At 76.9% G+C, this 21,361-nt stretch carries 21 protein-coding genes; 17 read left to right on the top strand and 4 right to left on the bottom strand.

Features of this window, described 5'->3' with window-relative positions; genetic code table 11:
* The first annotated feature begins 3 nt into the window (after nt 1-3).
* From EDC03_RS15330 to EDC03_RS15300, 7 genes are all read left to right on the top strand, one after another.
* Nucleotides 4-792, top strand: a complete 789-nt coding sequence (locus EDC03_RS15330) for a prepilin peptidase (RefSeq protein WP_123381137.1) — start codon at nt 4-6, stop codon at nt 790-792.
* A 142-nt stretch (nt 793-934) separates the two neighbouring features.
* Nucleotides 935-1,981, top strand: a complete 1,047-nt coding sequence (pilM, locus tag EDC03_RS15325) for a type IV pilus assembly protein PilM (protein WP_123381136.1) — start codon at nt 935-937, stop codon at nt 1,979-1,981.
* Nucleotides 1,978-2,793, top strand: a complete 816-nt coding sequence (locus EDC03_RS15320) for a hypothetical protein (RefSeq protein ID WP_123381135.1) — start codon at nt 1,978-1,980, stop codon at nt 2,791-2,793. Before pilM ends, EDC03_RS15320 begins: the two co-directional genes overlap by 4 nt.
* A 1-nt stretch (nt 2,794) precedes the next feature.
* Nucleotides 2,795-3,559 carry a hypothetical protein gene (locus EDC03_RS17705; RefSeq protein WP_158674331.1) on the top strand — a complete coding sequence of 255 codons (765 nt, stop codon included), beginning with the start codon at nt 2,795-2,797 and terminating at the stop codon, nt 3,557-3,559.
* Nucleotides 3,556-4,875 (top strand): hypothetical protein, encoded by a 1,320-nt coding sequence (locus EDC03_RS15310; protein ID WP_123381134.1) that lies wholly within the window; start codon nt 3,556-3,558, stop codon nt 4,873-4,875. The genes EDC03_RS17705 and EDC03_RS15310 overlap by 4 nt, the downstream gene beginning before the upstream one ends.
* Nucleotides 4,876-4,949: 74 nt before the next feature.
* Nucleotides 4,950-6,158 carry a chorismate synthase gene (gene aroC / locus EDC03_RS15305; RefSeq protein ID WP_123381133.1) on the top strand — a complete coding sequence of 403 codons (1,209 nt, stop codon included), beginning with the start codon at nt 4,950-4,952 and terminating at the stop codon, nt 6,156-6,158.
* A 110-nt stretch (nt 6,159-6,268) separates the two neighbouring features.
* A complete protein-coding gene (locus EDC03_RS15300; RefSeq protein ID WP_123381132.1) occupies nt 6,269-7,177 on the top strand; it encodes a hypothetical protein in 909 nt (302 codons plus the stop codon).
* A gap of 5 nt (nt 7,178-7,182) precedes the next feature.
* Here the strand turns inward: EDC03_RS15300 and EDC03_RS15295 are convergent, their stop codons facing one another.
* The 3 genes from EDC03_RS15295 to EDC03_RS15285 all read right to left on the bottom strand — a co-directional run bounded on the left by EDC03_RS15295 (nt 7,183) and on the right by EDC03_RS15285 (nt 9,203).
* Nucleotides 7,183-7,692 (bottom strand): shikimate kinase, encoded by a 510-nt coding sequence (locus tag EDC03_RS15295; RefSeq protein ID WP_199720312.1) that lies wholly within the window; start codon nt 7,690-7,692, stop codon nt 7,183-7,185.
* Nucleotides 7,689-8,162, bottom strand: a complete 474-nt coding sequence (aroQ, locus tag EDC03_RS15290) for a type II 3-dehydroquinate dehydratase (RefSeq protein WP_123381131.1) — start codon at nt 8,160-8,162, stop codon at nt 7,689-7,691. Before aroQ ends, EDC03_RS15295 begins: the two co-directional genes overlap by 4 nt.
* A gap of 108 nt (nt 8,163-8,270) precedes the next feature.
* Nucleotides 8,271-9,203, bottom strand: a complete 933-nt coding sequence (locus tag EDC03_RS15285) for a hypothetical protein (protein ID WP_123381130.1) — start codon at nt 9,201-9,203, stop codon at nt 8,271-8,273.
* Nucleotides 9,204-9,391: 188 nt separating this feature from the next.
* Between EDC03_RS15285 and aroB the strand changes: the two genes are divergently transcribed.
* From aroB to nusB, 4 genes are all read left to right on the top strand, one after another.
* Nucleotides 9,392-10,474 (top strand): 3-dehydroquinate synthase, encoded by a 1,083-nt coding sequence (gene aroB, locus EDC03_RS15280; protein WP_123381129.1) that lies wholly within the window; start codon nt 9,392-9,394, stop codon nt 10,472-10,474.
* A gap of 57 nt (nt 10,475-10,531) precedes the next feature.
* Nucleotides 10,532-10,987, top strand: coding sequence for a VOC family protein (locus tag EDC03_RS15275; protein ID WP_241967216.1), 456 nt, complete (start codon nt 10,532-10,534; stop codon nt 10,985-10,987).
* 141 nt (nt 10,988-11,128) lie between these two features.
* Nucleotides 11,129-11,689 (top strand): elongation factor P, encoded by a 561-nt coding sequence (efp, locus tag EDC03_RS15270; RefSeq protein WP_123381127.1) that lies wholly within the window; start codon nt 11,129-11,131, stop codon nt 11,687-11,689.
* 1 nt (nt 11,690) lies between these two features.
* Nucleotides 11,691-12,116 (top strand): transcription antitermination factor NusB, encoded by a 426-nt coding sequence (gene nusB / locus EDC03_RS15265; protein ID WP_123381126.1) that lies wholly within the window; start codon nt 11,691-11,693, stop codon nt 12,114-12,116.
* Between the two features lie 103 nt (nt 12,117-12,219).
* Here nusB and EDC03_RS15260 read toward each other — a convergent pair whose 3' ends face one another.
* Nucleotides 12,220-12,720 carry a transcriptional regulator gene (locus EDC03_RS15260; protein WP_123381125.1) on the bottom strand — a complete coding sequence of 167 codons (501 nt, stop codon included), beginning with the start codon at nt 12,718-12,720 and terminating at the stop codon, nt 12,220-12,222.
* Nucleotides 12,721-13,039: 319 nt separating this feature from the next.
* Between EDC03_RS15260 and pyrR the strand changes: the two genes are divergently transcribed.
* Genes pyrR through carB form a run of 6 tightly spaced genes read left to right on the top strand, consistent with a single transcriptional unit; the run spans nt 13,040 to nt 21,242 of the window.
* Nucleotides 13,040-13,636, top strand: coding sequence for a bifunctional pyr operon transcriptional regulator/uracil phosphoribosyltransferase PyrR (gene pyrR / locus EDC03_RS15255; protein ID WP_123381124.1), 597 nt, complete (start codon nt 13,040-13,042; stop codon nt 13,634-13,636).
* Nucleotides 13,636-14,592 (top strand): aspartate carbamoyltransferase catalytic subunit, encoded by a 957-nt coding sequence (locus tag EDC03_RS15250; RefSeq protein ID WP_123381123.1) that lies wholly within the window; start codon nt 13,636-13,638, stop codon nt 14,590-14,592. The genes pyrR and EDC03_RS15250 overlap by 1 nt, the downstream gene beginning before the upstream one ends.
* Entirely contained in the window at nt 14,589-15,962 is a 1,374-nt protein-coding gene (locus EDC03_RS15245) for a dihydroorotase (protein ID WP_123381122.1), read from the top strand. The genes EDC03_RS15250 and EDC03_RS15245 overlap by 4 nt, the downstream gene beginning before the upstream one ends.
* A complete protein-coding gene (locus EDC03_RS15240) occupies nt 15,959-16,570 on the top strand; it encodes a PH-like domain-containing protein (RefSeq protein ID WP_199720311.1) in 612 nt (203 codons plus the stop codon). Before EDC03_RS15245 ends, EDC03_RS15240 begins: the two co-directional genes overlap by 4 nt.
* Complete coding sequence (carA, locus tag EDC03_RS15235; RefSeq protein WP_123381121.1) at nt 16,567-17,886, top strand: glutamine-hydrolyzing carbamoyl-phosphate synthase small subunit; 1,320 nt, start codon at nt 16,567-16,569, stop codon at nt 17,884-17,886. Before EDC03_RS15240 ends, carA begins: the two co-directional genes overlap by 4 nt.
* Nucleotides 17,886-21,242, top strand: a complete 3,357-nt coding sequence (carB, locus tag EDC03_RS15230) for a carbamoyl-phosphate synthase large subunit (protein WP_123381120.1) — start codon at nt 17,886-17,888, stop codon at nt 21,240-21,242. Before carA ends, carB begins: the two co-directional genes overlap by 1 nt.
* The last annotated feature ends 119 nt before the right edge of the window (nt 21,243-21,361 follow it).

Below are 21,361 nucleotides of genomic sequence, written 5' to 3'. Positions count from 1 at the left end.
GGCATGACCACCGTCCTCGTCCTCGCCTGCGGCCTCCTCGGCCTGCTCGTCGGGTCCTTCCTCAACGTCGTCGTCCACCGGGTGCCGGCGGGGGAGTCCGTCGTCGCGCCGCCGAGCGCGTGCCCGCGGTGCGGGCACCGGCTCCGATCCCGCGACAACGTGCCCGTCCTGTCGTGGCTCGTCCTCCGGGGGCGGTGCCGCGACTGCCGGGCGCCCATCAGCGTGCGGTACCCGCTCGTCGAGCTCGGCACCGCCGTGCTGCTCGCGCTGACGGCCTGGCACCTCGGGTGGAGCCCGGTCCTCCCGGCGTTCCTCTACCTCGGGTGCGTCGCCGTCGCGCTCGCCGCCATCGACCTCGACACGCACCGGCTGCCGGACGCGATCGTGCTGCCGTCGTACGTCGTCGGCGCCGTGCTGCTGCTCGTCGCCGCCGCCGCGACGGGGGAGTGGGACGCGCTCGTCCGGGCCGCCGTCGGCGGGGCGGGGCTGTGGCTCCTCTACTTCGGCGTCGCCGTCGCGCGGCCGGGCGGCATGGGCTTCGGGGACGTCAAGCTCGCCGGGCTCCTCGGCATGCACCTCGCCTTCCTCGGCTGGGCCGAGCTGGCGGCCGGCGCCTTCGCCGGCTTCCTCGTCGGCGGCGTCGTCGGCGTGGCCCTCCTCGCCACGCGACGGGCGGGGCGCAAGACCGCCGTCCCCTACGGCCCCTCGATGCTCGTCGGCGCCGCGCTCGGCGTCGCCGTGGGGGCTCCCGTCGCCGGCGCCTACCTCGGCCTCATGGGCCTGCAGGGCTGAGGCGCAGCGCTTCCCGACGACCGGCGCACGACTTCACCCGGAGGGCTCAAGGCCGTCGGGGCGGTGCCGATGACACAGGCGTGGAGCGGCCCGCCGGCCGCCGCCCGCTCGCCGGGACCGTCGTCGTCATCCAGGAGGTGCCGTGGCCCGCACCAGCATCGGGCTCGACATCGGCACGTCGGGCGTCCGCGCCGCCGAGGTCGCCCACACCCGCAGCGGCCCCGTGCTCGAGCGCTTCGCCAGCGTCGCACTCCCGCACGGCGCCGTCCGCGACGGCGACGTCCTCGACGGCTCTGCCGTCGCCGCGGCCGTCGCCGAGCTGTGGCAGACCGGCCGCTTCCGCTCGAAGAAGGCCGTCGTCGGCGTCGCCTCGCAGAAGGTCGTCGTCCGCAGCGTCGACCTCCCCAAGATGCCGCCCGAGGACCTGCGCCGCGCCCTCCCGTTCCAGGTGCAGGACGTCCTGCCCATGCCGGTCGACCAGGCCGTGCTCGACTTCCACCCCGTCGAGGAGCGGACGAGCGGCGGCCAGACGACCCTGCGCGGCCTCCTCGTCGCCGCCGCCGAGGACTCCGTCATGTCGCGCGTCGAGGCCGTCCGCAAGGGCGGCGTCCGCGTCACGGGCGTGGACCTCGCCCCCTTCGCCCTGCTGCGGGCCCTCGCGACGCCCGGGTCGGGCGACGGCGCCGAGGCCGTCGTCGACGTCGGCGCCCGCGTCACCAACGTCCTCGTCCACTCCGCCGGCGCCCCGCGCTTCGTCCGCGTCCTCCTCGGCGGCGGCGACCGGGTCGTCGACGAGCTCGTGACCTCCGGCCTCGACCCCGACGACGCGCGGCGCCTGCTGCGCGACGAGGGCGTCCGCCCGCCGGCCGGCGGCAGCTCGGACCCCCGCTCGTCAGAGGTGACCGTCCGGGCCGCCGAGCGGCTCGCCGACGGCGTCCGCGGCTCGCTCGACTACTACTCGGCCACCCAGGGCGGCGACCCGCTGCGCGGCGTCGTCCTCGTCGGCGGCACCGCGCTCGTGCCCGGCTTCGTCGACCTGCTCTCCGAGGTCGTCGGCCTGCCGGTGCGCCGTGGCGACGCGCTCGCCCACCTCGTCGTCGGCCGCGGCGGTACCGCCGAGGGCCCCGACCGTGACGTCGCCGTCCTCGCCGGCGTGCCCGTCGGCCTCGCTCTCGGAGGTGCCGCGTGACCTCGCCCAGCCCCTTCGCGGCCTCCGGCTCGCCCGCCGGCGGCTTCGGCCTCCCCGGCCAGCGCAAGCACGAGGACGACGACGTCGAGGTCGTCCTCCTGCCGGGCCTGCCTCGGGTGGACCTCATGCCGGCGTCCGTCGCCAGCGCCGACTCCTTCCGCCGGGTGCAGGTCGGCCTGGCCGCCGCCCTGGGGCTCGTCGTCGTCGGCGCGGCCGCGGCGACCGTCCTCGCCGGGTCCCAGGTGACCCACGCCGAGGGCGAGCTGGCGGCCGAGCAGGCGCGGACCACGAGCCTCCAGCAGCAGGAGGCCCAGTACGCCGACGTGCCGCTCGTCCAGGCGCAGCTCGACGCGCTGACGACCGCCCGGACGGCCGCCCTCGGCGACGAGGTGCTCTGGTACCGCTACTCCGCCCACCTGTCCGGTGCGCTCCCGCAGTCCATGCGCCTCACGTCCCTGCAGATGTCGTCGACACCGGCGGCCGTGGACCCGGCGACGGAAGTCGCGACGGCCTCGACCGACGCCCCCGTGGGCTCGATGACCCTTGCGCTCGACGGCTCGACGGTGCCGGACTCCGCCGCTCTCCTCGACGTCCTCGACGCCACCCCGGGCCTCGCCGGCCCGTGGGCCGACAGCACGACCGTCGACCCGACGACCGGGGACACGACCGTGGCCGCCCACGTCGACGTCAGCCGCGCCGCCCTCTCGGGGCGCTGGACGCAGCCCGACCCGGCCGCCGCCCCGGCAGCCCCGGTGGCCACCGGCACGACCGAGCCCGTCGCGGCCACGACGACCACCGACGAAGGACGCTGACATGCAGCTCACCCGCACCCGGCTGTGGGTCGGCGGCGCCGCTCTCGCCGCCCTGGCGCTGACCACCGGCTCGTGGTTCGGCCTCGTGGCCCCGCGGCACGACGAGGCCGCTGCGCTCCGCGAGCAGACGTCGTCCGTCGCCTCCCAGAACGACGTCCTCGAGACCCGGATCGCCGGGCTCGAGGCGCAGCTCGCCGAGCTGCCGGCCCGGCGTGCCGAGGCCGCGGCGCTCCGCGAGCAGCTGCCGGCGCAGGCGGACCTGCCCTCGTTGATCCGTCAGCTCTCGGCGCTCGCCGACCGCTCGGGGACCACCCTCGTCGGCGTGACGCCCACGGAGCCGACCGCCGCCGCCGCCGCGGCTCCTACGACGGCGGCCGACCCCGCTGCGGTCCCCGCAGACGCGGCGGCGCCGGTGGCGACGACCGACGGCACCGCTGCTGCTGAGCCCGGCGGACTGGAGACCGTGCCTGTCGCCGTCACCGCGACGGGGACCTTCGCGCAGGTGCAGGAACTCCTCCGTCTGGTGCAGACGGAGCTGCCGCGGGCGGTCCTCGTCAAGGACGCGTCCATGACCGCCGCCGACACCGGTGTCGACCTCGCCGTGACCGCCGACGTCTTCGTCCTGCCCCTCACAGCGCAGGAGGAGCAGCTCGCCCTCGCCGCGGCCCCCGCCGCCACGCCCGCCCCCACCGCCACCCCCGCGCCCGCCGCGGACGACGCCGCGACCGTCGACGCCGCCGGCACGAGCACCCAGGAGCCGATGTGACCACCGGGCAGAACGCCGCCCCGTCCTTCGGGACCCCCGGCGGCAACCCCTTCGCCGCCACCGCCGCGCCCGCCCCCGCGGTCGAGGTGTCGTCCCCGCGTCCCGCTCCCACCGGCGCCTCCGTCCTCGGCCCGCCCGTGAGCCCCGGCGTGCTGCCCGGCGGCGGCGCGCCCAGCCCCTTCCGTGCACCGGCCACGCCGCCCCCCGCGTCCTCCGTCGGCGCCTTCACGCCGACGACGAGCCCCTTCGGCGCGCCGACCGCGCCCTCGGCCTCGGCCGCGTCCCGTCCCGCCGCGCCCGCCGTCCCCACGGCGAGCTCGGCGGCGGGCACCTCGGCGACCCCCTCGCCCAGCCCCTTCGGCACCGCGGCGGCGCCGAGCCCCTTCGGCGCCCCCACGACCCCGGCGGCGGCGACGCCCTCGTCCTCGCCGGCCGGCGCCCCCCGCGCCACGACGGCGGTGCTGCCGGCGGCCCCGACGCCCCCCGCCGTCCCGGCGCCCCGGACCGGCTCCCCGTCGCTGCCCACGACCCCCGTGACGCCCGCGCTGGCCGCCGTCGGCGCCGCCCTGCCGACCGCCCCCGGCGCGCCCACCGGCGCCGCACGGGTCCCCGCGCCCGCCCCGACCACCACGGCGGCCGAGCAGCCGGGCAGCCGGCGCCGGCTCCTCGTCGTCGCCCTCGCGGGCGTCCTGCTCGCCGGCGGCGTCGGCGGGGCCCTGCTCCTCACCGCCCCCGCCGAGGAGCTGCCGGTCGCGGCGGTCGTCCCCGCCGCCGTCCCCGGGACCACCGGCGCCGCGGCGCCCGGCACCACCGACGTCGCGGCGGAGGCGCCGCTCCCCGAGACGCCCGTCGGCCGCGACCCCTTCGCCGGCGGGGCGGGCACGGCCGCCGGCACGACGCCGGTCACGACCACGCCCGTCGACGGCACGACGCCCACGACGGCGCCCGCCGCCACCACGCCCGTCACGACGACGCCCGCCGCCACCCCCGCACCGGCCGCGACGACCGCCCCCGTCGCGGGCTCGACGGCGCCCGCGGCGACCCCCGCCGCCACCGGCCTCCAGGTCACGTGGGACGAGGTCCGCGACGGCGACTGGTACGTCTTCACCGTCGTCGACGGCACGCAGGGCACGAAGGTCGCCGTCACGCAGGGCAGCGCCCTGGGCCTCGACGGCGCCGCCGCCGGCGTCACCTTCACCGGTGCCGGGACGGCGGCCGACGGCAGCGGCGGCGCCCTCGCCACCGCGGGTCTCGCGACGAGCACCGGTGTCCTGCAGCTCGAGCAGGGCAAGACGGTGACGATCGCCGCCGGCTGACCGGCGACGCCCCCGCGGGCCCCCGTCCCCGGGTGGGGACGGGGGCCTCCCGCGTCGGTGGGAGGATGCCGCCCATGCTGCGATGGCTGACGGCGGGGGAGTCCCACGGACCGGCGCTCGTGGGGGTCCTCGAGGGGCTCCCGGCCGACGTGGCGGTGACGACCTCGGACGTCCAGGCCGCGCTGGCGCGCCGTCGGCTCGGGCACGGCCGCGGCGCCCGGATGAAGTTCGAGGCCGACGCGGTGACCTTCCTCGGCGGCGTCCGGCACGGGCGCACCCAGGGCGGCCCCGTCGCCGTCCAGGTGGCGAACACCGAGTGGCCGAAGTGGGAGACGGTCATGGCCGCCGACCCCGTCGACGCCGACGAGCTCGCCGCCCAGAAGCGCGGCGCCCCCCTCACCCGGCCCCGGCCCGGCCACGCCGACCTCGCCGGCATGCAGAAGTACGGCTTCGACGAGGCCCGTCCCGTCCTCGAGCGCGCCAGCGCCCGCGAGACGGCCGCCCGGGTCGCGCTCGGCCAGGTCGCCGCGGCCTTCCTCGAGCAGGCCGCGGGCATCCGGCTCGTCAGCCACACCGTCGCGATCGGCACCGCCGGCTCGGCCGACGACGCCCCGCTGCCCACGCCCGAGGACGTCGCCGCGCTCGACGCCGACCCCGTGCGCAGCCTCGACCCCGCCGGCAGCGCGGCGATGGTCGCCGAGGTCGACGCCGCCCACAAGGACGGCGACACGCTCGGCGGCGTCGTCGAGGTGCTCGCCTACGGCCTGCCGCCCGGCCTCGGCAGCCACGTCCACTGGGACCGGCGCCTGGACTCCCGTCTGGCCGGCGCGCTCATGGGCATCCAGGCCATCAAGGGCGTCGAGGTCGGCGACGGCTTCCGCACCGCCGCCCGCCGCGGCTCGGCCGCCCACGACGAGATCGAGCGCGCCCCCGACGGCCTGCTGCGCCGCCGGACCGGCCGCGCGGGCGGCACCGAGGGCGGCATGAGCACGGGCGACGTCCTGCGCGTCCGCGCGGCCATGAAGCCCATCGCGACGGTGCCGCGGGCCCTCGCGACCGTCGACGTCGCCACCGGCGAGGACGCCCGGGCGCACCACCAGCGCTCGGACGTCTGCGCCGTCCCGGCCGCCGGGGTCGTCGCCGAGGCGATGGTGGCGCTCGTCCTCGCGGAGGCCCTGGTCGAGAAGTTCGGCGGGGACTCGGTGCCGGAGACGCGGCGCAACGTCGAGGGGTACCTCGCCGCGCTGCCGGAGGCGCTGCGCGCCGAGGTCGCCCGGGGCTGACCCCCTCGCCTCCCGCCGCAGCGCGTCGGGCGCCGACGGTCAAGGGGCCGTCCGGGTGTGCCGATGCCAGGGGAGACGCCCGACGGTCGGGCACAGCCGGAGGCGCCCCCGTGTCCAGCCGCCCGTCCACCGCCACAGCCCGCCCGACGGCGGCCGCGCTGCCCCGTCAGCGCGGCGCCGCCCCGGTCGGCGACCGGGGCGAGGTCCCGAGCGCCTCGCCCTCACCGGTCCCGACCCGCCGCGTCCTCGCCCCCACCCGCGACGACGCGCTCGTCGGTCTCCTCGTCGGCGTCCCCGCCGTCGCGCTGTCCGCCCTCGTCGGCTCTGCCGGCGGCGCGCTCGACGCGACGACGCCCGCGACCGCCGCCCTCGGCGCCGGGGTCCCCACCCCGCTCGCGGCCGGGGCCGGAGGGGCCGTCCTCCACGGCCTCGCCGTCGCGGCCCTCGTGGCCGCCGCCGTCCGGGGCCACCGGCTCCTGGCGCGGCGCCGCCCCCCGGCCGTCGCCCTGGCGGTGCCCCCGCTCGTCGCCGCGCCCGTCGTCGGGCTGCTCGCGGCCGACCCCGTCCTCGCCCTGCTGGCCGGCCTCCTCGCCGCCGCAGCGCTCGCCGGCCGCGCCGCCGTCGCCGGGGCGCTCGTCGGCCTCGCGGTCCTCGTCGCGCCGGTGCCGGGCGCCGTCGTGGCGCTGCTCGTGGCAGCACGGCACGGGCGCCGCGCGTCCGTCCGCCGGACGGCCACCGCCGTCCTGGTCCCGCCCGCCGTCGCCCTGGCGGTCCGGGCGGTCGTCGTCGGCCTGGCCTCGCGAGGGGCGGCCCCGGCGCCCGCGCCCGTCGACCAGCTCGGCCCGCTGGCGGCCGCCGCCGGGTTCCTGACCGCCCTCCTGCCGTCGCCCGCGACCGCCGGCGTCGTGCTGGCCGTGGTCCTCGCCGTGGGCGCCGCGGTGGCCGTGGGCCGCGTGCGGCTCCTGCTCGCGGGGGCGGCCGCCACCAGCGGGCTCGCCGCGGGGCTGCTCGCCGGCTGACCGGGTCAGCCGCGGGGGAGGCCCGCCACGACCGCGTCGACGACCTCGTCGACGCGGCGCCCGTGCGTCGCCACCTCGAGCGTCGCGACGGCCGCGTAGCCGGGGGCGCGCCGCGCGTGGACGTCCGCGAGGTCCGGCCGGGCCAGCATCGGCCGTCCCGGGTCGCCGCCGACCCGCTCGCGCGCGGCGGCGAGGTCGACGACGAGGTGCACGACGGACGACCCCGGACGGCGCTGCGGCAGCGCCGCCAGCGCCGCCGCCGTGCCCGGGTGCTCGACCGCGCCCCCGCCCAGGGCGAGCACGCCGTCGGACGACGTCAGCAGGTCCACGACCGCCTCGTGCTCGGCCCGGCGGAAGAACGCCTCGCCGTCGGTGGCGAAGACCTCGGCGACCGGGCGCCCCAGGCGCTCGACGAGGACGTGGTCGGCGTCGGCGAACGGCACGTCCAGGCGTCGGGCCAGGGCGCGGCCGACGGTGGTCTTGCCGGCCCCGAGGAAGCCGACGAGGACGATCACTCGTCCCCGGCCGGCCCGTCGGGCGACGACCCCGTGACGGGCGCCGCGGCCTGCGCGAGGTGGCGCAGCGCCAGCTCGTAGCCCGACGTCCCGAGCCCGGCGACGACGCCGGTCGCCACGGGGGAGACGAGGCTCGTGCGCCGGAAGTCCTCGCGCGCGTGGACGTTCGACAGGTGCACCTCGACGAGCGGGGCGGTGAGCATCGCGCACGCGTCCCGGACGGCCACGGACGTGTGGGTCCACGCCGCGGGGTTGAGCACGACGGGCGCCGCGGCGTCCGCCGCCTCGTGCAGCCACCCGAGCAGCTCGTGCTCCGCGTCGGTCTGCCGGACCTCGACCTCGAGCCCCAGCTCGCCCCCCAGCGCCACGAGCCGCTCCGCGAGCTGGGCGTACGTCGTCGTGCCGTAGACGCCCGGCTCCCGGACGCCCAGGCGTCCGAGGTTGGGGCCGTTCAGGACGAGCACGCGCACGTCTCCACCTCCGCCGCAGGGCCCCTCGTGGGCCGCGGCGATGTTCCCACAGCCGTGCTCCCCGCCACGCTGCAGGAGTTGGTCGCCGGCACCGCGCGGAGGTGCAGGTCAGCGACCCGGAGCCCGGCGGACCTCCGACCAACTCCTGCTGTCCCGCGCCCGGCGCCCGTCGACGAGGTCGACCACGGCCCGGACGTCCGCGGCGACGCGGGCGGGGTCGCTCATCACCAGCTCCCACGGGAAACGCAGGACGAGGAAGCCGGTGGCGACGAGGGCGTTGTACCGACGGCAGTCCGCGGCGAGTGCCGACCGCGAGCCGTGCCAGGCGAGGCTGTCGGCCTCGAGGGCCAGCCGACGGCCGAGGTCGACGAGGTCCGGCCGCACCCACCCGTGGCCGGGCGTCCGGACCTCCACCTGCGGCACGAAGTCCCCGGCGCCTCCCTCGAGGACCGCGGCGCGCAGCGCCGACTCGAAGGGGTTGGCACTCCGCCCGTCCGCGGCGGCGGCCACGGTGGTCGCCCGCGCACGTCCCCGGGCGGGGGACACGACGGCGGCGGCGACGAGGTCGCCGCGGGTGACGAGACCTCGGCGGAGGAAGCCGTCGGCCACGGCGAGGCCCTCGGCGAACGGCAGGCTCCGGACGCAGTCGAGGGTCGTGCGCAGCGGGGACGTGACACGCCCGTCGACGACGTCGTCCGGCCGGAGCGTCGACCAGTGCAGCCGCACGCCGGGCGCCGACCGGCGCGAGGCCGTGGGCGGGACGGTGACGGACACCTCCTGCTCACGGACCAGGGGGTCGACCAGCCACAGCCGCGCGGCGCTCGCGTGGGAGACCACGCCGCGCACGCCCGCGGCGGCCAGCAGCGGCGAGGGGGCGGCCGGCAGCCCGTACACGCCGTACGCCAGCCGGCACACCTCACCGCCCGCGACGGCGCGGTCGAGGGCCGCGCGGCCGTGGCGGGCACGCAGGGCCCCCGCGGTGGCGGTGCCACCCCGCCGGGCGAGGTCGTCGAGGAGGGCCGCCACGCCGCCGTCGGTCATCCGACGAGGTTCCCGGCGCCCGACGACTCGTGGGACGCCCGTCCACAGGTGCCGTACGACAGGCGTCGGTCCGACGCACGCGGCGTCGCTGCAGGTCAGCAGGCCGTGGGCCCGCGGGCGAGCCACCAACTCCTGTCGCCCGGCGGGCGAGAGCGGGAGGGCCTCCGGGCGCTGGCTAGGGTCGGCGGGTGAGCGGGACGACGCGGATCTCTGTGGCCGGGGAGCAGCCCTACGACGTGCTGGTGGGGCGGGGCCTGCTCGGCGAGCTGCCGGGGATGCTCGGCGACCGGGTGCGGAAGGTCCTCGTCGTGCACCCGCGGGCGCTGCGGGCCACGGCCGAGGCGGTCCGCGAGGACCTCGTCGCCGCCGGGTACGAGGCCGTCGCCGCGGAGGTGCCCGACGACGAGGACGCCAAGACCGCGCAGGTGGCCGCCTTCCTCTGGGGCGTCCTCGGGCAGTCGTCCTTCACCCGCAGCGACGCGGTCGTCGCCGTCGGCGGCGGGACCGTCACCGACCTCGCGGGCTTCGTCGCCGCCACCTGGCTGCGGGGCGTCAAGGTCGTCCACGTCCCCACGACCCTGCTGGCCATGGTCGACGCCGCCGTCGGCGGCAAGACGGGCATCAACACCGCCGAGGGCAAGAACCTCGTCGGCGCCTTCCACCCGCCGGCGGGGGTCCTCTGCGACCTCGCCGCGCTGGAGACCCTGCCGACCAACGACCTCCTCGCCGGCATGGCCGAGGTGGTCAAGTGCGGCTTCATCAAGGACGAGCGGATCCTCGAGCTCGTCGAGGCGGACCCGCAGGCCGTCCGCGACCCCGCCGCCCCGGTCGTGCGCGAGCTCGTCGAGCGGGCGGTCCGGGTGAAGGCGGACGTCGTCGGCCGCGACCTCAAGGAGGCCGGCGAGCGGGAGGTCCTCAACTACGGCCACACGCTCGCCCACGCGGTCGAGCTCGTCGAGCGCTTCGCGTGGCGCCACGGCGCGGCCGTCAGCGTCGGCATGGTCTTCGCCGCCGAGCTGGCGGCCGTGGCCGGGCGTCTCGACGGCGCGGTCGTCGACCGGCACCGCAGCGTCCTCGGCTCGCTGGGGCTCCCGCTGACCTACCGCGGCGACCGCTGGCCGCAGCTGCTCGAGGCGATGGGCCGCGACAAGAAGACGCGCGGCGACCTGCTGCGCTTCGTCGTCCTCGACGACGTCGCCCGCCCCACCCGCCTCGAGGGCCCCGACCCCTCGCTGCTCGTCGCCGCGTACACCGCCGTCAGCCGCGACTGACCGGGGACAGCCCCGCGCCGGGCTGCCGACCGACGTGTCGCGTGCGACAGTCCGATGGTGACCGACACCACGACCGACCAGGCCGACCGGGCCCACGTCCGCACCACCGGCTACGCCCACGTGCGCCTCACCGTCCGCGACATCGCCCGCTCGCGGGCCTTCTACGACGACGTCTTCGGCTTCGACGTCGCCTACGAGCTGCCCGACGACGCCGACGAGCAGACGCGCGAGCAGCTCGGCTTCCTCTTCGGCGGCGTCATCTACGCCTTCGGCGGCGGCCTGCTCGGGCTGCGCCCGGTGGCGCCGGGCGACGACCGCTTCGACGAGGACCGGGTCGGCCTCGACCACGTGTCCTTCACGGTCCCGCAGCGGGACGCGCTCGACGAGGCCGTGGCCGTCCTGGACCGCCTCGGCGTCGCCCACGAGGGCGTCAAGGACCTCGACGGCTACGCGATCCTCGAGTTCCGCGACCCCGACGGGATCGCCCTGGAGCTCACCGCCCTCACCGGCTGACGGGGGAGGGCACGACGACGGCGCGCTACCCTGGGGCCGCTCCCGGGGTGGCGCGCCGTCGTCGTGCGCCCTGCCGGGCCCGCCGCGGCCGAGCCCGGCGGACGCCCGCACGCCCCCTCGACACGCGACGGACGGACTCCTGTGGCCTCGACGAACGACCTCAAGAACGGCACCGTGCTGAAGATCGACGGGCAGCTCTGGTCCGTCGTGGAGTTCCAGCACGTCAAGCCCGGAAAGGGCGGCGCCTTCGTCCGCACGAAGATGAAGAACGTCCTCTCCGGCAAGGTCGTCGACCGCACGTTCAACGCGGGCGCCAAGGTCGAGACGGCCACCGTCGACCGCCGCGACATGCAGTTCCTCTACCGCGACGGCGCGGACTTCGTGTGGATGGACCCCGACACCTTCGACCAGGTGACCATCGCTGAGGCCACGGTCGGCGACGCCGCCAACTTCCTCCTCGAGGGCGCGACCGCGCAGGTCGCCACGCACGAGGGCGAGCCCCTCTACGTCGAGATGCCGGCCTCGGTCGTCCTCGAGGTCACCTACACGGAGCCGGGCCTCCAGGGCGACCGCTCCACCGGCGGCACCAAGCCGGCCACCGTGGAGACCGGCTACCAGATCGCCGTCCCGCTGTTCCTCGAGACCGGCACGAAGGTCAAGGTGGACACCCGCTCGGGCGACTACCTGGGCCGCGTCAGCTGACGTGGGCGCCCGCAGCAAGGCCCGCAAGCGGGCGCTCGACGTCCTCTTCGAGTCCGAGCAGCGGGGCATGCCCCCGCTCGAGCTCCTGCAGCAGCGCCTCGCGTCGACCAACCCGGCCGACCCGGGCGCCGCGCCCATGCCGCAGTTCGCCGTCGAGCTGGTGGAGCTCGTCGTCGCGCACGCCGAGCGGGTCGACGAGGTCCTCGCGACCTACTCGCAGGGCTGGACCGTCGACCGGATGCCCGACGTCGACCGCGCCGTCCTCCGCCTCGGCGTCGCCGAGGTGCTGTGGGGCGACGTCGACGGCCCGGTGGCCGTGGACGAGGCCGTCGACCTGGCCCGCGAGCTGTCCACCGACGACTCGCCGGCCTTCGTCAACGGCGTCCTCGGACGGGTCCTGTCCATGAGGCCCGCGCTCATCGCCTGAGCCCCAGTGGCCCCGACCCTGGGCCGACCAGCAGCACGGACGACGACGGCGCCGTCCCCCGCGGGGGACGGCGCCGTCGTCGTGCGCGGCCGGCGGTCGAGGCTCAGACGTCCGGCAGCGCCACGGCGCGCCGGGCCTCCTCGTCGAGGACGTCCCAGCCGATGAGGCGCTCGGTGAGCGCCGACGGCGGCAGGTCGAAGATCACCGCGAGCGAGCGCAGGTCGTCGACCCGGATCGGCATCTCGTCGGTCTGCTCGTCGCCCCGCGCCTCGCGGATGTCGGCGAGGTAGCGCAGCAGCGGGCCCGACTGCTCCGTCGGGACCCGGCGCAGCGCCTCGAGGTCCAGGACGAGGCGGGGCGGCGGCAGCGCCGTCTCGCCGGGCGTGGTCTCCGGCAGCAGCGCCGTGACCGGGACGTCGTAGAACTCCGCGAGCTCCGCCAGGCGCTGCACCGTCACGGCGCGGTCCCCGCGCTCGTACGAGCCGACGACGACGGCCTTCCACTGGCCCTGCGACTTCGCCTCGACACCCTGCAGCGAGAGCCCCTGCCGGGTCCGGACGGACCGGAGCCGGTTGCCCAGCACCTTCGCGTACTCCGTTGCCACCTGATGCCCCTCTCACGACGGCCGGGCCGGCACTGGTGCGTCCCGTCCCCCCGGACCGTTCCCCAGGATCGTCACTCAGCGTCACCGGACCGTCAAGCGCTTCAGTGCCTCCGACCCCTCGGGTCGCCCGGACGGTGGACGTATCGCACCCGTCCGTGACGGGTGGTGCCCGACCGGGGAGTGATTGCGCCGGAAGGGTACTCGCTGTCCGGATCTGCCCCGCCCGCCCGTCGTCCGGAGCCTCCCGCCCCGTGCGCTAGCGTCGGGCGACCGACGTCCTTCTACCTCCGTCCCGAGAGGCGGGGAAGGAGTCGCCGCCATGGCGTCTGCCCGCCCGGTGCTCGAGACGGCCGAGATCGGCCGCATCCTCACCCGCATCGCCCACGAGGTGCTGGAGCGCAACCACGGCCCCGAGGACCTCGTCCTCCTGGGCATCCCGACGCGGGGGACCGAGCTCGCCCGCCGTGTCGCCGAACGGCTCGTCGCCGCCGAGCCGGGCGCCGGCCCGGTCGAGGACCTCTGGGGCTCCCTCGACGTCACGATGCACCGCGACGACCTCCGCCGCCGGCCCGTGCGCGCGCTCGGCCGCACCGCCGTCCCGGCCAGGGGCGTCGACGACCGCGTCGTCGTCCTCGTCGACGACGTCCTCGCCTCCGGCCGCACCGTCCGCGCGGCGCTCGACGCGCTGTCCGACCTCGGCCGCCCCCGCGCCGTGCGCCTCGCCGTCCTCGTGGACCGCGGCCACCGCCAGCTGCCGATCCGGGCCGACCACGTCGGCAAGAACCTCCCGACGGCGGCCGACGAGCAGGTCCGCGTGCTCCTGCGCGAGGTCGACGGGGTCGACGACGCCGTCGTGATCCGCGGCCCCGAGGACCGCGACGCGGGGGCGCGCCGCACCGGGGGAGGGACCCGCTGATGCGGCACCTCCTGTCCGCCGCCGACCTCGACCGCGCCGGCGCCCTGGCGCTGCTCGACGTCGCCGAGCAGATGGCCGCCACCCAGGTCCGCGAGATCAAGAAGCTGCCGACCCTGCGCGGCCGCACCGTCGTCAACCTCTTCTTCGAGGACTCGACCCGGACCCGGATCTCCTTCGAGGCCGCGGCCAAGCGGCTGTCCGCGGACGTCATCACCTTCTCCGCCAAGGGCTCCAGCGTCTCCAAGGGCGAGTCGCTCAAGGACACGGCGCTGACGCTGCAGGCCATGGGCGCCGACGCCGTCGTGCTGCGGCACCCGGCCTCCGGTGCGGCCCACCGTCTCGCGCACGCCGGCTGGTGCGACCTCACCGTGCTCAACGCCGGCGACGGCACGCACGAGCACCCCACCCAGGCGCTCCTCGACGCCTTCACGCTGCGCCGCCGCCTCCGGGCCGGCGGCTGGGCGGGCCCGGCCGACGGCGGCCTCGACGGCGTCCGGGTCGCCGTGGTCGGCGACGTCCTCCACAGCCGCGTCGCGCGCTCGAACGTCCTGCTGCTCACCACTCTCGGCGCCGAGGTGACGCTCGTCGCGCCGCCCACGCTGCTGCCCGTCGGCGTCGGGACGTGGCCGTGCGCGACGACGTTCGACCTCGACGCCGTCCTCCCGCACGTCGACGCCGTCATGGCGCTGCGGGTCCAGCGCGAGCGGATGGGCGGGGGCGGCTTCTTCCCCTCGGCCATGGAGTACGCGCGGCGCTTCGGCCTCGACGGGCGACGGCTGCGGCTGCTGCCCGACCACGCCCTCGTCATGCACCCCGGCCCGATGAACCGCGGCCTCGAGATCTCCGCGGAGGCCGCCGACGGTCCCCGCTCGACCGTCGTCGAGCAGGTGTCGAGCGGCGTCGCCGTCCGCATGGCCGCCCTGTACCTCCTGCTCGCCGGAGAGGACCCCGCATGAGCACCCCCACCCCGTCCCCGACCGCCGGGCCGGCCGGCCGCGACGTCGCCCCCGTGCTCGTCCGCGGCGCGGCGCTGCTCGGCGGCGCCCCGACCGACCTCCTCCTCGAGGGCGGTCTCGTCGCGCGCACCGGCCCCGGCGGCACGCTCGAGGCGCCCGCGGGCGCGGAGGTGCTCGACGGCGCCGGGCTCGTCGCCCTGCCCGGCCTCGTCGACCTCCACACGCACCTGCGCGAGCCCGGCCGCGAGGACGCCGAGACCGTCCGCACCGGGTCGCGGGCCGCGGCGCTCGGCGGGTACACGGCCGTGCACGCCATGGCCAACACCGACCCCGTCGCCGACACCGCCGGCGTCGTCGAGCAGGTGTGGCGGCTCGGCCGCGAGGTCGGCCTCGTCGACGTCCACCCCGTCGGCGCCGTGACCGTGGGTCTCGGCGGCGAGCGGCTGGCCGAGCTCGGGGCCATGGCGTCGTCGGCCGCGCGCGTCCGCGTCTTCAGCGACGACGGCCGCTGCGTCGCCGACCCCGTCCTCATGCGGCGGGCGCTGGAGTACGTGCGCTCGGTCGACGGCGTCGTCGCCCAGCACGCGCAGGACCCGCGCCTCACCGAGGGCGCGCAGATGCACGAGGGCGTCGTCTCCTCCGTGCTCGGGCTGCGCGGCTGGCCCGCGGTGGCCGAGGAGGCCGTCATCGCCCGGGACGTGCTGCTCGCCGACCACGTCGGCTCCCGGCTGCACGTCTGCCACCTCTCGACCGCCGGGTCCGTCGAGGTCGTCCGCTGGGCCAAGGCCCGCGGCGTCGACGTCACCGCCGAGGTGACGCCGCACCACCTCCTCCTCACCGACGAGCTGGTCCGCGGCTACGACCCCGTCTACAAGGTCAACCCGCCGCTGCGGACGCGCGCCGACGTCGAGGCGCTCCGCGAGGCCGTGGCCGACGGCACGGTCGACGTCGTCGCCACCGACCACGCGCCCCACCCGGTCGAGGACAAGGACTGCGAGTGGGCGGCCGCCGCCATGGGGATGACGGGGCTCGAGACCGCCCTGTCCGTCGTCCAGGAGGCGCTCGTCGAGACCGGCCTGCTCGGCTGGGCCGACGTCGCGCGCGTCATGTCGCAGGCGCCGGCGCGCATCGGCCGCCTGGGGCACCAGGGCCGCCCGCTCGAGGTCGGCGAGCCGGCCAACCTCGTGCTCGTCGACCCGGCGGCGCGCCGCGTCGTCGACCCGGCGCGGCACGCGACGCAGGGCCGCAACAGCCCCTTCCGCGGGCTCGAGCTGCCCGGCGCCGTCGTGGCCACGGTGCTGCGCGGCCGGCCGACCGTCGTCGGCGGTGCCCTCGTGGGCGACCCCGACGAGGACGGGCGGCCCGGGTGAGCGAGACCCAGGCGGGCATCCTCGTCCTCCTGGCGATCCCGGTGCTGTGGGCCCTCATGTGGTGGGGGTGGCGGCGCCGCCAGCGCCGGCAGGCCGGGGTCCCCGCGCCGCTGCCGGCCCCCGCCGACCCGGGGGAGGTGCTGCTCGAGCCGCGCGAGGGCGTCTACGTCAGCACGACGACCGAGGGCGACTGGCTCGACCGCGTCGTCGCCCACGGGCTCGGGCGGCGCAGCGCCTGCGAGGTGGGCGTCTTCGCGGACGGCGTCTCCGTCGCCCGCGACGGCGAGGACGTCCTGTGGGTGCCCGCGGGCACCCTGGTCCGGGTCCGCCGCGAGCGGGGGATGGCGGGCAAGTACGTCGACCGGGAGGGGCTCGTCGTCCTCACCTGGTCGCTGGGGGAGGACGCGCCGGGGGACGCGGACGGTGGCGGGACCGGCGGCGGCCTGCCGGTCGACACCGGCCTGCGCCTGCGGCGCGACGACGACGCCGACGCGCTGGTCGCGGCGCTGGCGGGGCTGCTGGCCCGCCGGGACGCACCCCCCGGGCCCCCGGGGCCCGCGGACGGCACGCACGAGGACGGACGAGAGCAGGGAGAGCAGAGGGCATGAGCGCGACGACAGCGGGCCGGGGCGCCCCCCACCACGTCGGGCACCTCGACGAGGTGACCGAGCACGAGCCGGCGACCCGCGTGGACGTCCCGGCGCCCGGCGGCGGCGAGGCGGTGCTCGTCCTCGAGGACGGCCGCGCCTTCACCGGCCGGGCGTACGGCGCCACGGGCACGACCGTCGGCGAGGCGGTCTTCTGCACCGCCATGACCGGGTACCAGGAGACCCTGACCGACCCGTCGTACCACCGGCAGGTCGTCGTCATGACGGCCCCGCACGTGGGCAACACGGGCGTCAACGACGAGGACGACGAGAGCGGCCGCATCTGGGTGTCGGGCTTCGTCGTCCGCGACCCGGCGCGGCGCCCGTCGAGCTGGCGCAGCCGGCGCAGCCTCGACGAGGAGCTGGCCGCCCAGGACGTCGTGGGCATCAGCGGGGTCGACACCCGGGCGCTGACCCGCCACCTGCGCGAGAGGGGCGCCATGCGCGTCGGCGTCTTCTCCGGCGACGCGCTCCGCGAGCCGACGACCGGCCGCCGCCTCGAGACGTCCGAGCTGCTCGTCCGCGTGCTCGACGCGCCGGCCATGCGCGGCGCCGACCTCGCCGGCGAGGTGACGACGCCCGAGCCGTACCTCGTCGAGGCGGAGGGCGAGCCGCGGACCGGCGCGGACGGGCGGCCGCTGACCGTCGTCGCGCTGGACCTCGGCATCAAGTCCCGGACGCCCTGGCACCTCGCGCGCCGCGGCGTCCGCACGCACGTGCTGCCGGCGACGTCGAGCACCGAGGACGTCCTCGCGCTGCAGCCGCACGGCGTCTTCTACTCCAACGGCCCCGGCGACCCGGCCGCGGCCGAGCACGAGGTCGGCGTGCTCCGCGACGTCCTCGCGCACCGGCTGCCGTTCTTCGGCATCTGCTACGGCAACCAGCTCCTCGGCCGCGCCCTCGGGCTCGGGACCTACAAGCTCACCTACGGCCACCGCGGGGTGAACCAGCCCGTCATCGACACGGCCACCGGCTCCGTCGAGATCACGGCGCACAACCACGGGTTCGCCGTCGACGCGCCCATCGGCGAGGAGTTCCCCACGGACTTCGGCCGGGCCGAGGTCAGCCACTGGTGCCTCAACGACCGGGTCGTCGAGGGCCTGCGGTGCCTCGACACGCCCGCCTTCAGCGTCCAGTACCACCCCGAGGCGGCGGCCGGCCCGCACGACGCCGGCTACCTCTTCGACCGCTTCTGCGACCTCATGGCCGCGCCGCGCACGACCCCCGACACCCCCAGCCCCTCCGCGCCGTCGCGCACCACCGAGGAGAACGCCTGATGCCCCGTCGCGACGACCTGCGCTCGGTCCTCGTCATCGGCTCCGGCCCGATCGTCATCGGCCAGGCCTGCGAGTTCGACTACTCCGGCACCCAGGCGTGCCGGGTGCTGCGCGAGGAGGGCCTGCGGGTCGTCCTCGTCAACTCCAACCCGGCCACGATCATGACGGACCCGGAGTTCGCCGACGCCACCTACGTCGAGCCGATCACCCCGGAGTTCGTCGAGAAGATCATCGAGGTCGAGCGGCCGGACGCCGTCCTCGCGACCCTCGGCGGGCAGACGGCGCTCAACACGGCCATCGCGCTGCACGACCGCGGCGTGCTGGAGAAGTACGGCGTCGAGCTCATCGGCGCGGACGTCGAGGCCATCCAGAAGGGCGAGGACCGCCAGGTCTTCAAGGAGATCGTCGCCCGCTGCGGCGCCGAGAGCGCCCGCAGCACGATGGCGCACACGCTCGAGGAGGCGCTGGTCGCCGCCGAGGAGCTGGGCTACCCCGTCGTCGTCCGGCCGTCCTTCACGATGGGCGGCCTCGGCTCCGGCTTCGCGCACGACGCCGCCGAGCTCGAGCGCTTCGCGGGCGCCGGCCTGCGGGCCAGCCCCACCAGCTCGGTCCTCCTCGAGGAGTCGATCCTCGGGTGGAAGGAGTACGAGCTCGAGCTCATGCGCGACGGCAAGGACAACGTCGTCGTCGTCTGCTCCATCGAGAACCTCGACCCGATGGGCGTCCACACCGGCGACTCGATCACCGTCGCGCCGGCGATGACGCTCACCGACCGCGAGTACCAGCACATGCGGGACGTGGCCATCGCCGTCATCCGCGAGGTCGGCGTCGACACCGGCGGCTGCAACATCCAGTTCGCCGTCGACCCGCGCGACGGGCGCATGGTCGTCATCGAGATGAACCCGCGCGTCTCGCGCAGCTCGGCGCTGGCGTCGAAGGCGACGGGCTTCCCCATCGCCAAGATCGCCGCGCGGCTGGCCGTCGGCTACACGCTCGACGAGATCCCCAACGACATCACGCGCACGACGCCGGCGAGCTTCGAGCCCGCGCTCGACTACGTCGTCGTCAAGGTGCCCCGCTTCGCCTTCGAGAAGTTCCCGGCGGCCGACGCGTCGCTGACGACGACGATGAAGAGCGTCGGCGAGGCCATGGCCATCGGCCGCAGCTTCCCCGAGGCGCTGCAGAAGGCGCTGCGCTCGCTGGAGAAGCGCGGCTCCTCCTTCCACTGGGACGGCGCCCCGGCCGGCCCCGAGGAGCTCGACTCGCTCATGGCCCAGGTGGCCGTGCCGACGGACGGGCGCATCGTCGCCGTCCAGCAGGCGCTGCGGGCCGGCGTCGGGGTCGACGTGCTCCACGAGGCGACGGGCATCGACCCGTGGTTCCTCGAGGAGATGGCCGGGATCGAGGAGGTCGCGGCCGAGGTGGCGGCCTCGCCCGAGCTGACGGTCGACCTGCTCCGGCGCGCCAAGCGGGCCGGGTTCTCCGACGCCCAGCTCGGCGCGCTGCGCTCGATGCCCGAGGACGTCGTCCGCGGCGTGCGGCACGCGCTGGGCGTGCGGCCGGTCTACAAGACGGTCGACACCTGCGCGGCGGAGTTCGCCTCCGCCACGCCGTACCACTACTCGAGCTACGACGAGGAGGACGAGGTCGCCCCCAGCGACCGCCGCAAGGTCCTCATCCTCGGCTCGGGCCCCAACCGCATCGGCCAGGGCGTCGAGTTCGACTACTCCTGCGTCCACGCGGCCTTCGCCCTGCGCGACGCCGGCTACGAGACCGTCATGGTCAACTGCAACCCCGAGACGGTGTCGACCGACTACGACACCTCCGACCGCCTGTACTTCGAGCCGCTGACCCTCGAGGACGTCCTCGAGGTCGTCGCCGCCGAGCAGCGCAGCGGCGAGGTCGTCGGCGTCGTCGTCCAGCTCGGCGGCCAGACCCCGCTCGGCCTGGCCCGCGGGCTCGAGGAGGCCGGCGTCCCGGTCGTCGGGACGTCGCCGTCGGCCATCGACCTCGCCGAGGACCGCGGCGCCTTCGGGCGCGTCCTCGCCGCCGCGGGGCTGTCCTCGCCGCGGTGGGGCACGGCGGCGTCGGCCAAGGAGGCCGTGGCCGTCGCCGAGGACATCGGCTACCCCGTCCTCGTCCGCCCGTCCTTCGTCCTCGGCGGGCGCGGCATGGAGATCGTCTACGACCGCGAGACGCTCGCCGGGTACGTGGCCCGCGCCCGCGCCACCGGCGTCGTCGTCAGCCCGGACCACCCGCTCCTCGTGGACCGGTTCCTCGAGGACGCGATCGAGATCGACGTCGACGCGCTCTTCGACGGCGAGGAGATGTACCTCGGCGGCGTCATGGAGCACATCGAGGAGGCCGGGGTGCACTCCGGCGACTCGGCGTGCGTCCTGCCGCCCGCGACGCTCGGCCGCCGCGAGGTGGAGCGGGTCCGCCGGCACACCGAGGCCATCGCCCGGGGGATCGGCGTCCGCGGGCTGCTCAACGTGCAGTTCGCCCTCGCCGGCGACGTCCTCCACGTCCTCGAGGCGAACCCGCGCGCCAGCCGTACGGTGCCGTTCGTCGCCAAGGCGACGGGCGTGCAGGTCGCGAAGGCCTGCGCCCGCGTCATGCTCGGCGCGACGATCGCGGAGCTGCGCGAGGAGGGGCTCCTGCCCCGCGAGGGCGACGGCGGCTCGCTGCCGCTGGGCGCGCCGGTCGCCGTCAAGGAGGCGGTCCTGCCCTTCAAGCGCTTCCGCACCCCGGCGGGCGACGTCGTCGACTCCCTGCTCGGCCCGGAGATGCGCTCGACGGGCGAGGTCATGGGCATCGACGTCGACGTGCCGACGGCCTTCGCCAAGTCGCAGACCGCCGCCTACGGGGGCCTGCCGACGAGCGGTCGGGTCTTCGTCTCGGTCTCCGACCGCGACAAGCGCGCGCTCGTCCTGCCGGTCAAGCGGCTCGTCGAGCTCGGCTTCGAGGTGCTCGCGACCGAGGGGACCGCGGAGGTGCTGCAGCGCAACGGCATCCGCAGCACCGTCGTCCGCAAGCACAGCGCCGGCCCGGGCCCGTCGGTGGACGGCGCCCCGGGGGAGCCCACGGTCGTCCAGCGGATCCTCGCCGGGGACGTCGACGTCGTCGTCAACACGCCCTCGGGGACGGCGGCGCGGGCCGACGGCTACGAGATCCGCGCGGCCACGACGGCGATGGACAAGCCGATCATCACGACGGTGCAGCAGCTGTCCGCGGCCGTCCAGGGCATCGACGCCGCCCGCGGCGGCGAGGTCCGCGTCCGCAGCCTCCAGGAGCACGCCCGCGGCCTGCACGCCGTGTGGGGCGGCCGGGCGGACGCCGCGCCGGCGGCGCCGTGAGCGTCGTCGGCGGCGGGGCCCCGGAGCCGCTCGGGGTCGTGACGCCGGGCGCGGCGGGCGACCCGGCGGACCTCGTCGACCCGGCGGACGAGGCCGGCCCGTCCGCGGGCGCCGTCCTC

This window comes from Pseudokineococcus lusitanus, from assembly GCF_003751265.1.
GTDB classification, from domain to species: domain Bacteria; phylum Actinomycetota; class Actinomycetes; order Actinomycetales; family Quadrisphaeraceae; genus Pseudokineococcus; species Pseudokineococcus lusitanus.
This window is presented reverse-complemented; position numbering and strand designations above follow the sequence as displayed.

Coding starts and splice junctions, on each gene's coding strand:
- EDC03_RS17705 (WP_158674331.1), top strand. CDS start 2,795: ATGCAGCTCACCCGCACCCGGCTGTGGGTCGGCGGCGCCGCTCTCGCC.
- carB (WP_123381120.1), top strand. CDS start 17,886: ATGCCCCGTCGCGACGACCTGCGCTCGGTCCTCGTCATCGGCTCCGGC.
- aroC (WP_123381133.1), top strand. CDS start 4,950: ATGCTGCGATGGCTGACGGCGGGGGAGTCCCACGGACCGGCGCTCGTG.
- carA (WP_123381121.1), top strand. CDS start 16,567: ATGAGCGCGACGACAGCGGGCCGGGGCGCCCCCCACCACGTCGGGCAC.
- EDC03_RS15285 (WP_123381130.1), bottom strand. CDS start 9,203: ATGACCGACGGCGGCGTGGCGGCCCTCCTCGACGACCTCGCCCGGCGG.
- EDC03_RS15250 (WP_123381123.1), top strand. CDS start 13,636: ATGCGGCACCTCCTGTCCGCCGCCGACCTCGACCGCGCCGGCGCCCTG.
- EDC03_RS15330 (WP_123381137.1), top strand. CDS start 4: ATGACCACCGTCCTCGTCCTCGCCTGCGGCCTCCTCGGCCTGCTCGTC.
- pyrR (WP_123381124.1), top strand. CDS start 13,040: ATGGCGTCTGCCCGCCCGGTGCTCGAGACGGCCGAGATCGGCCGCATC.
- EDC03_RS15245 (WP_123381122.1), top strand. CDS start 14,589: ATGAGCACCCCCACCCCGTCCCCGACCGCCGGGCCGGCCGGCCGCGAC.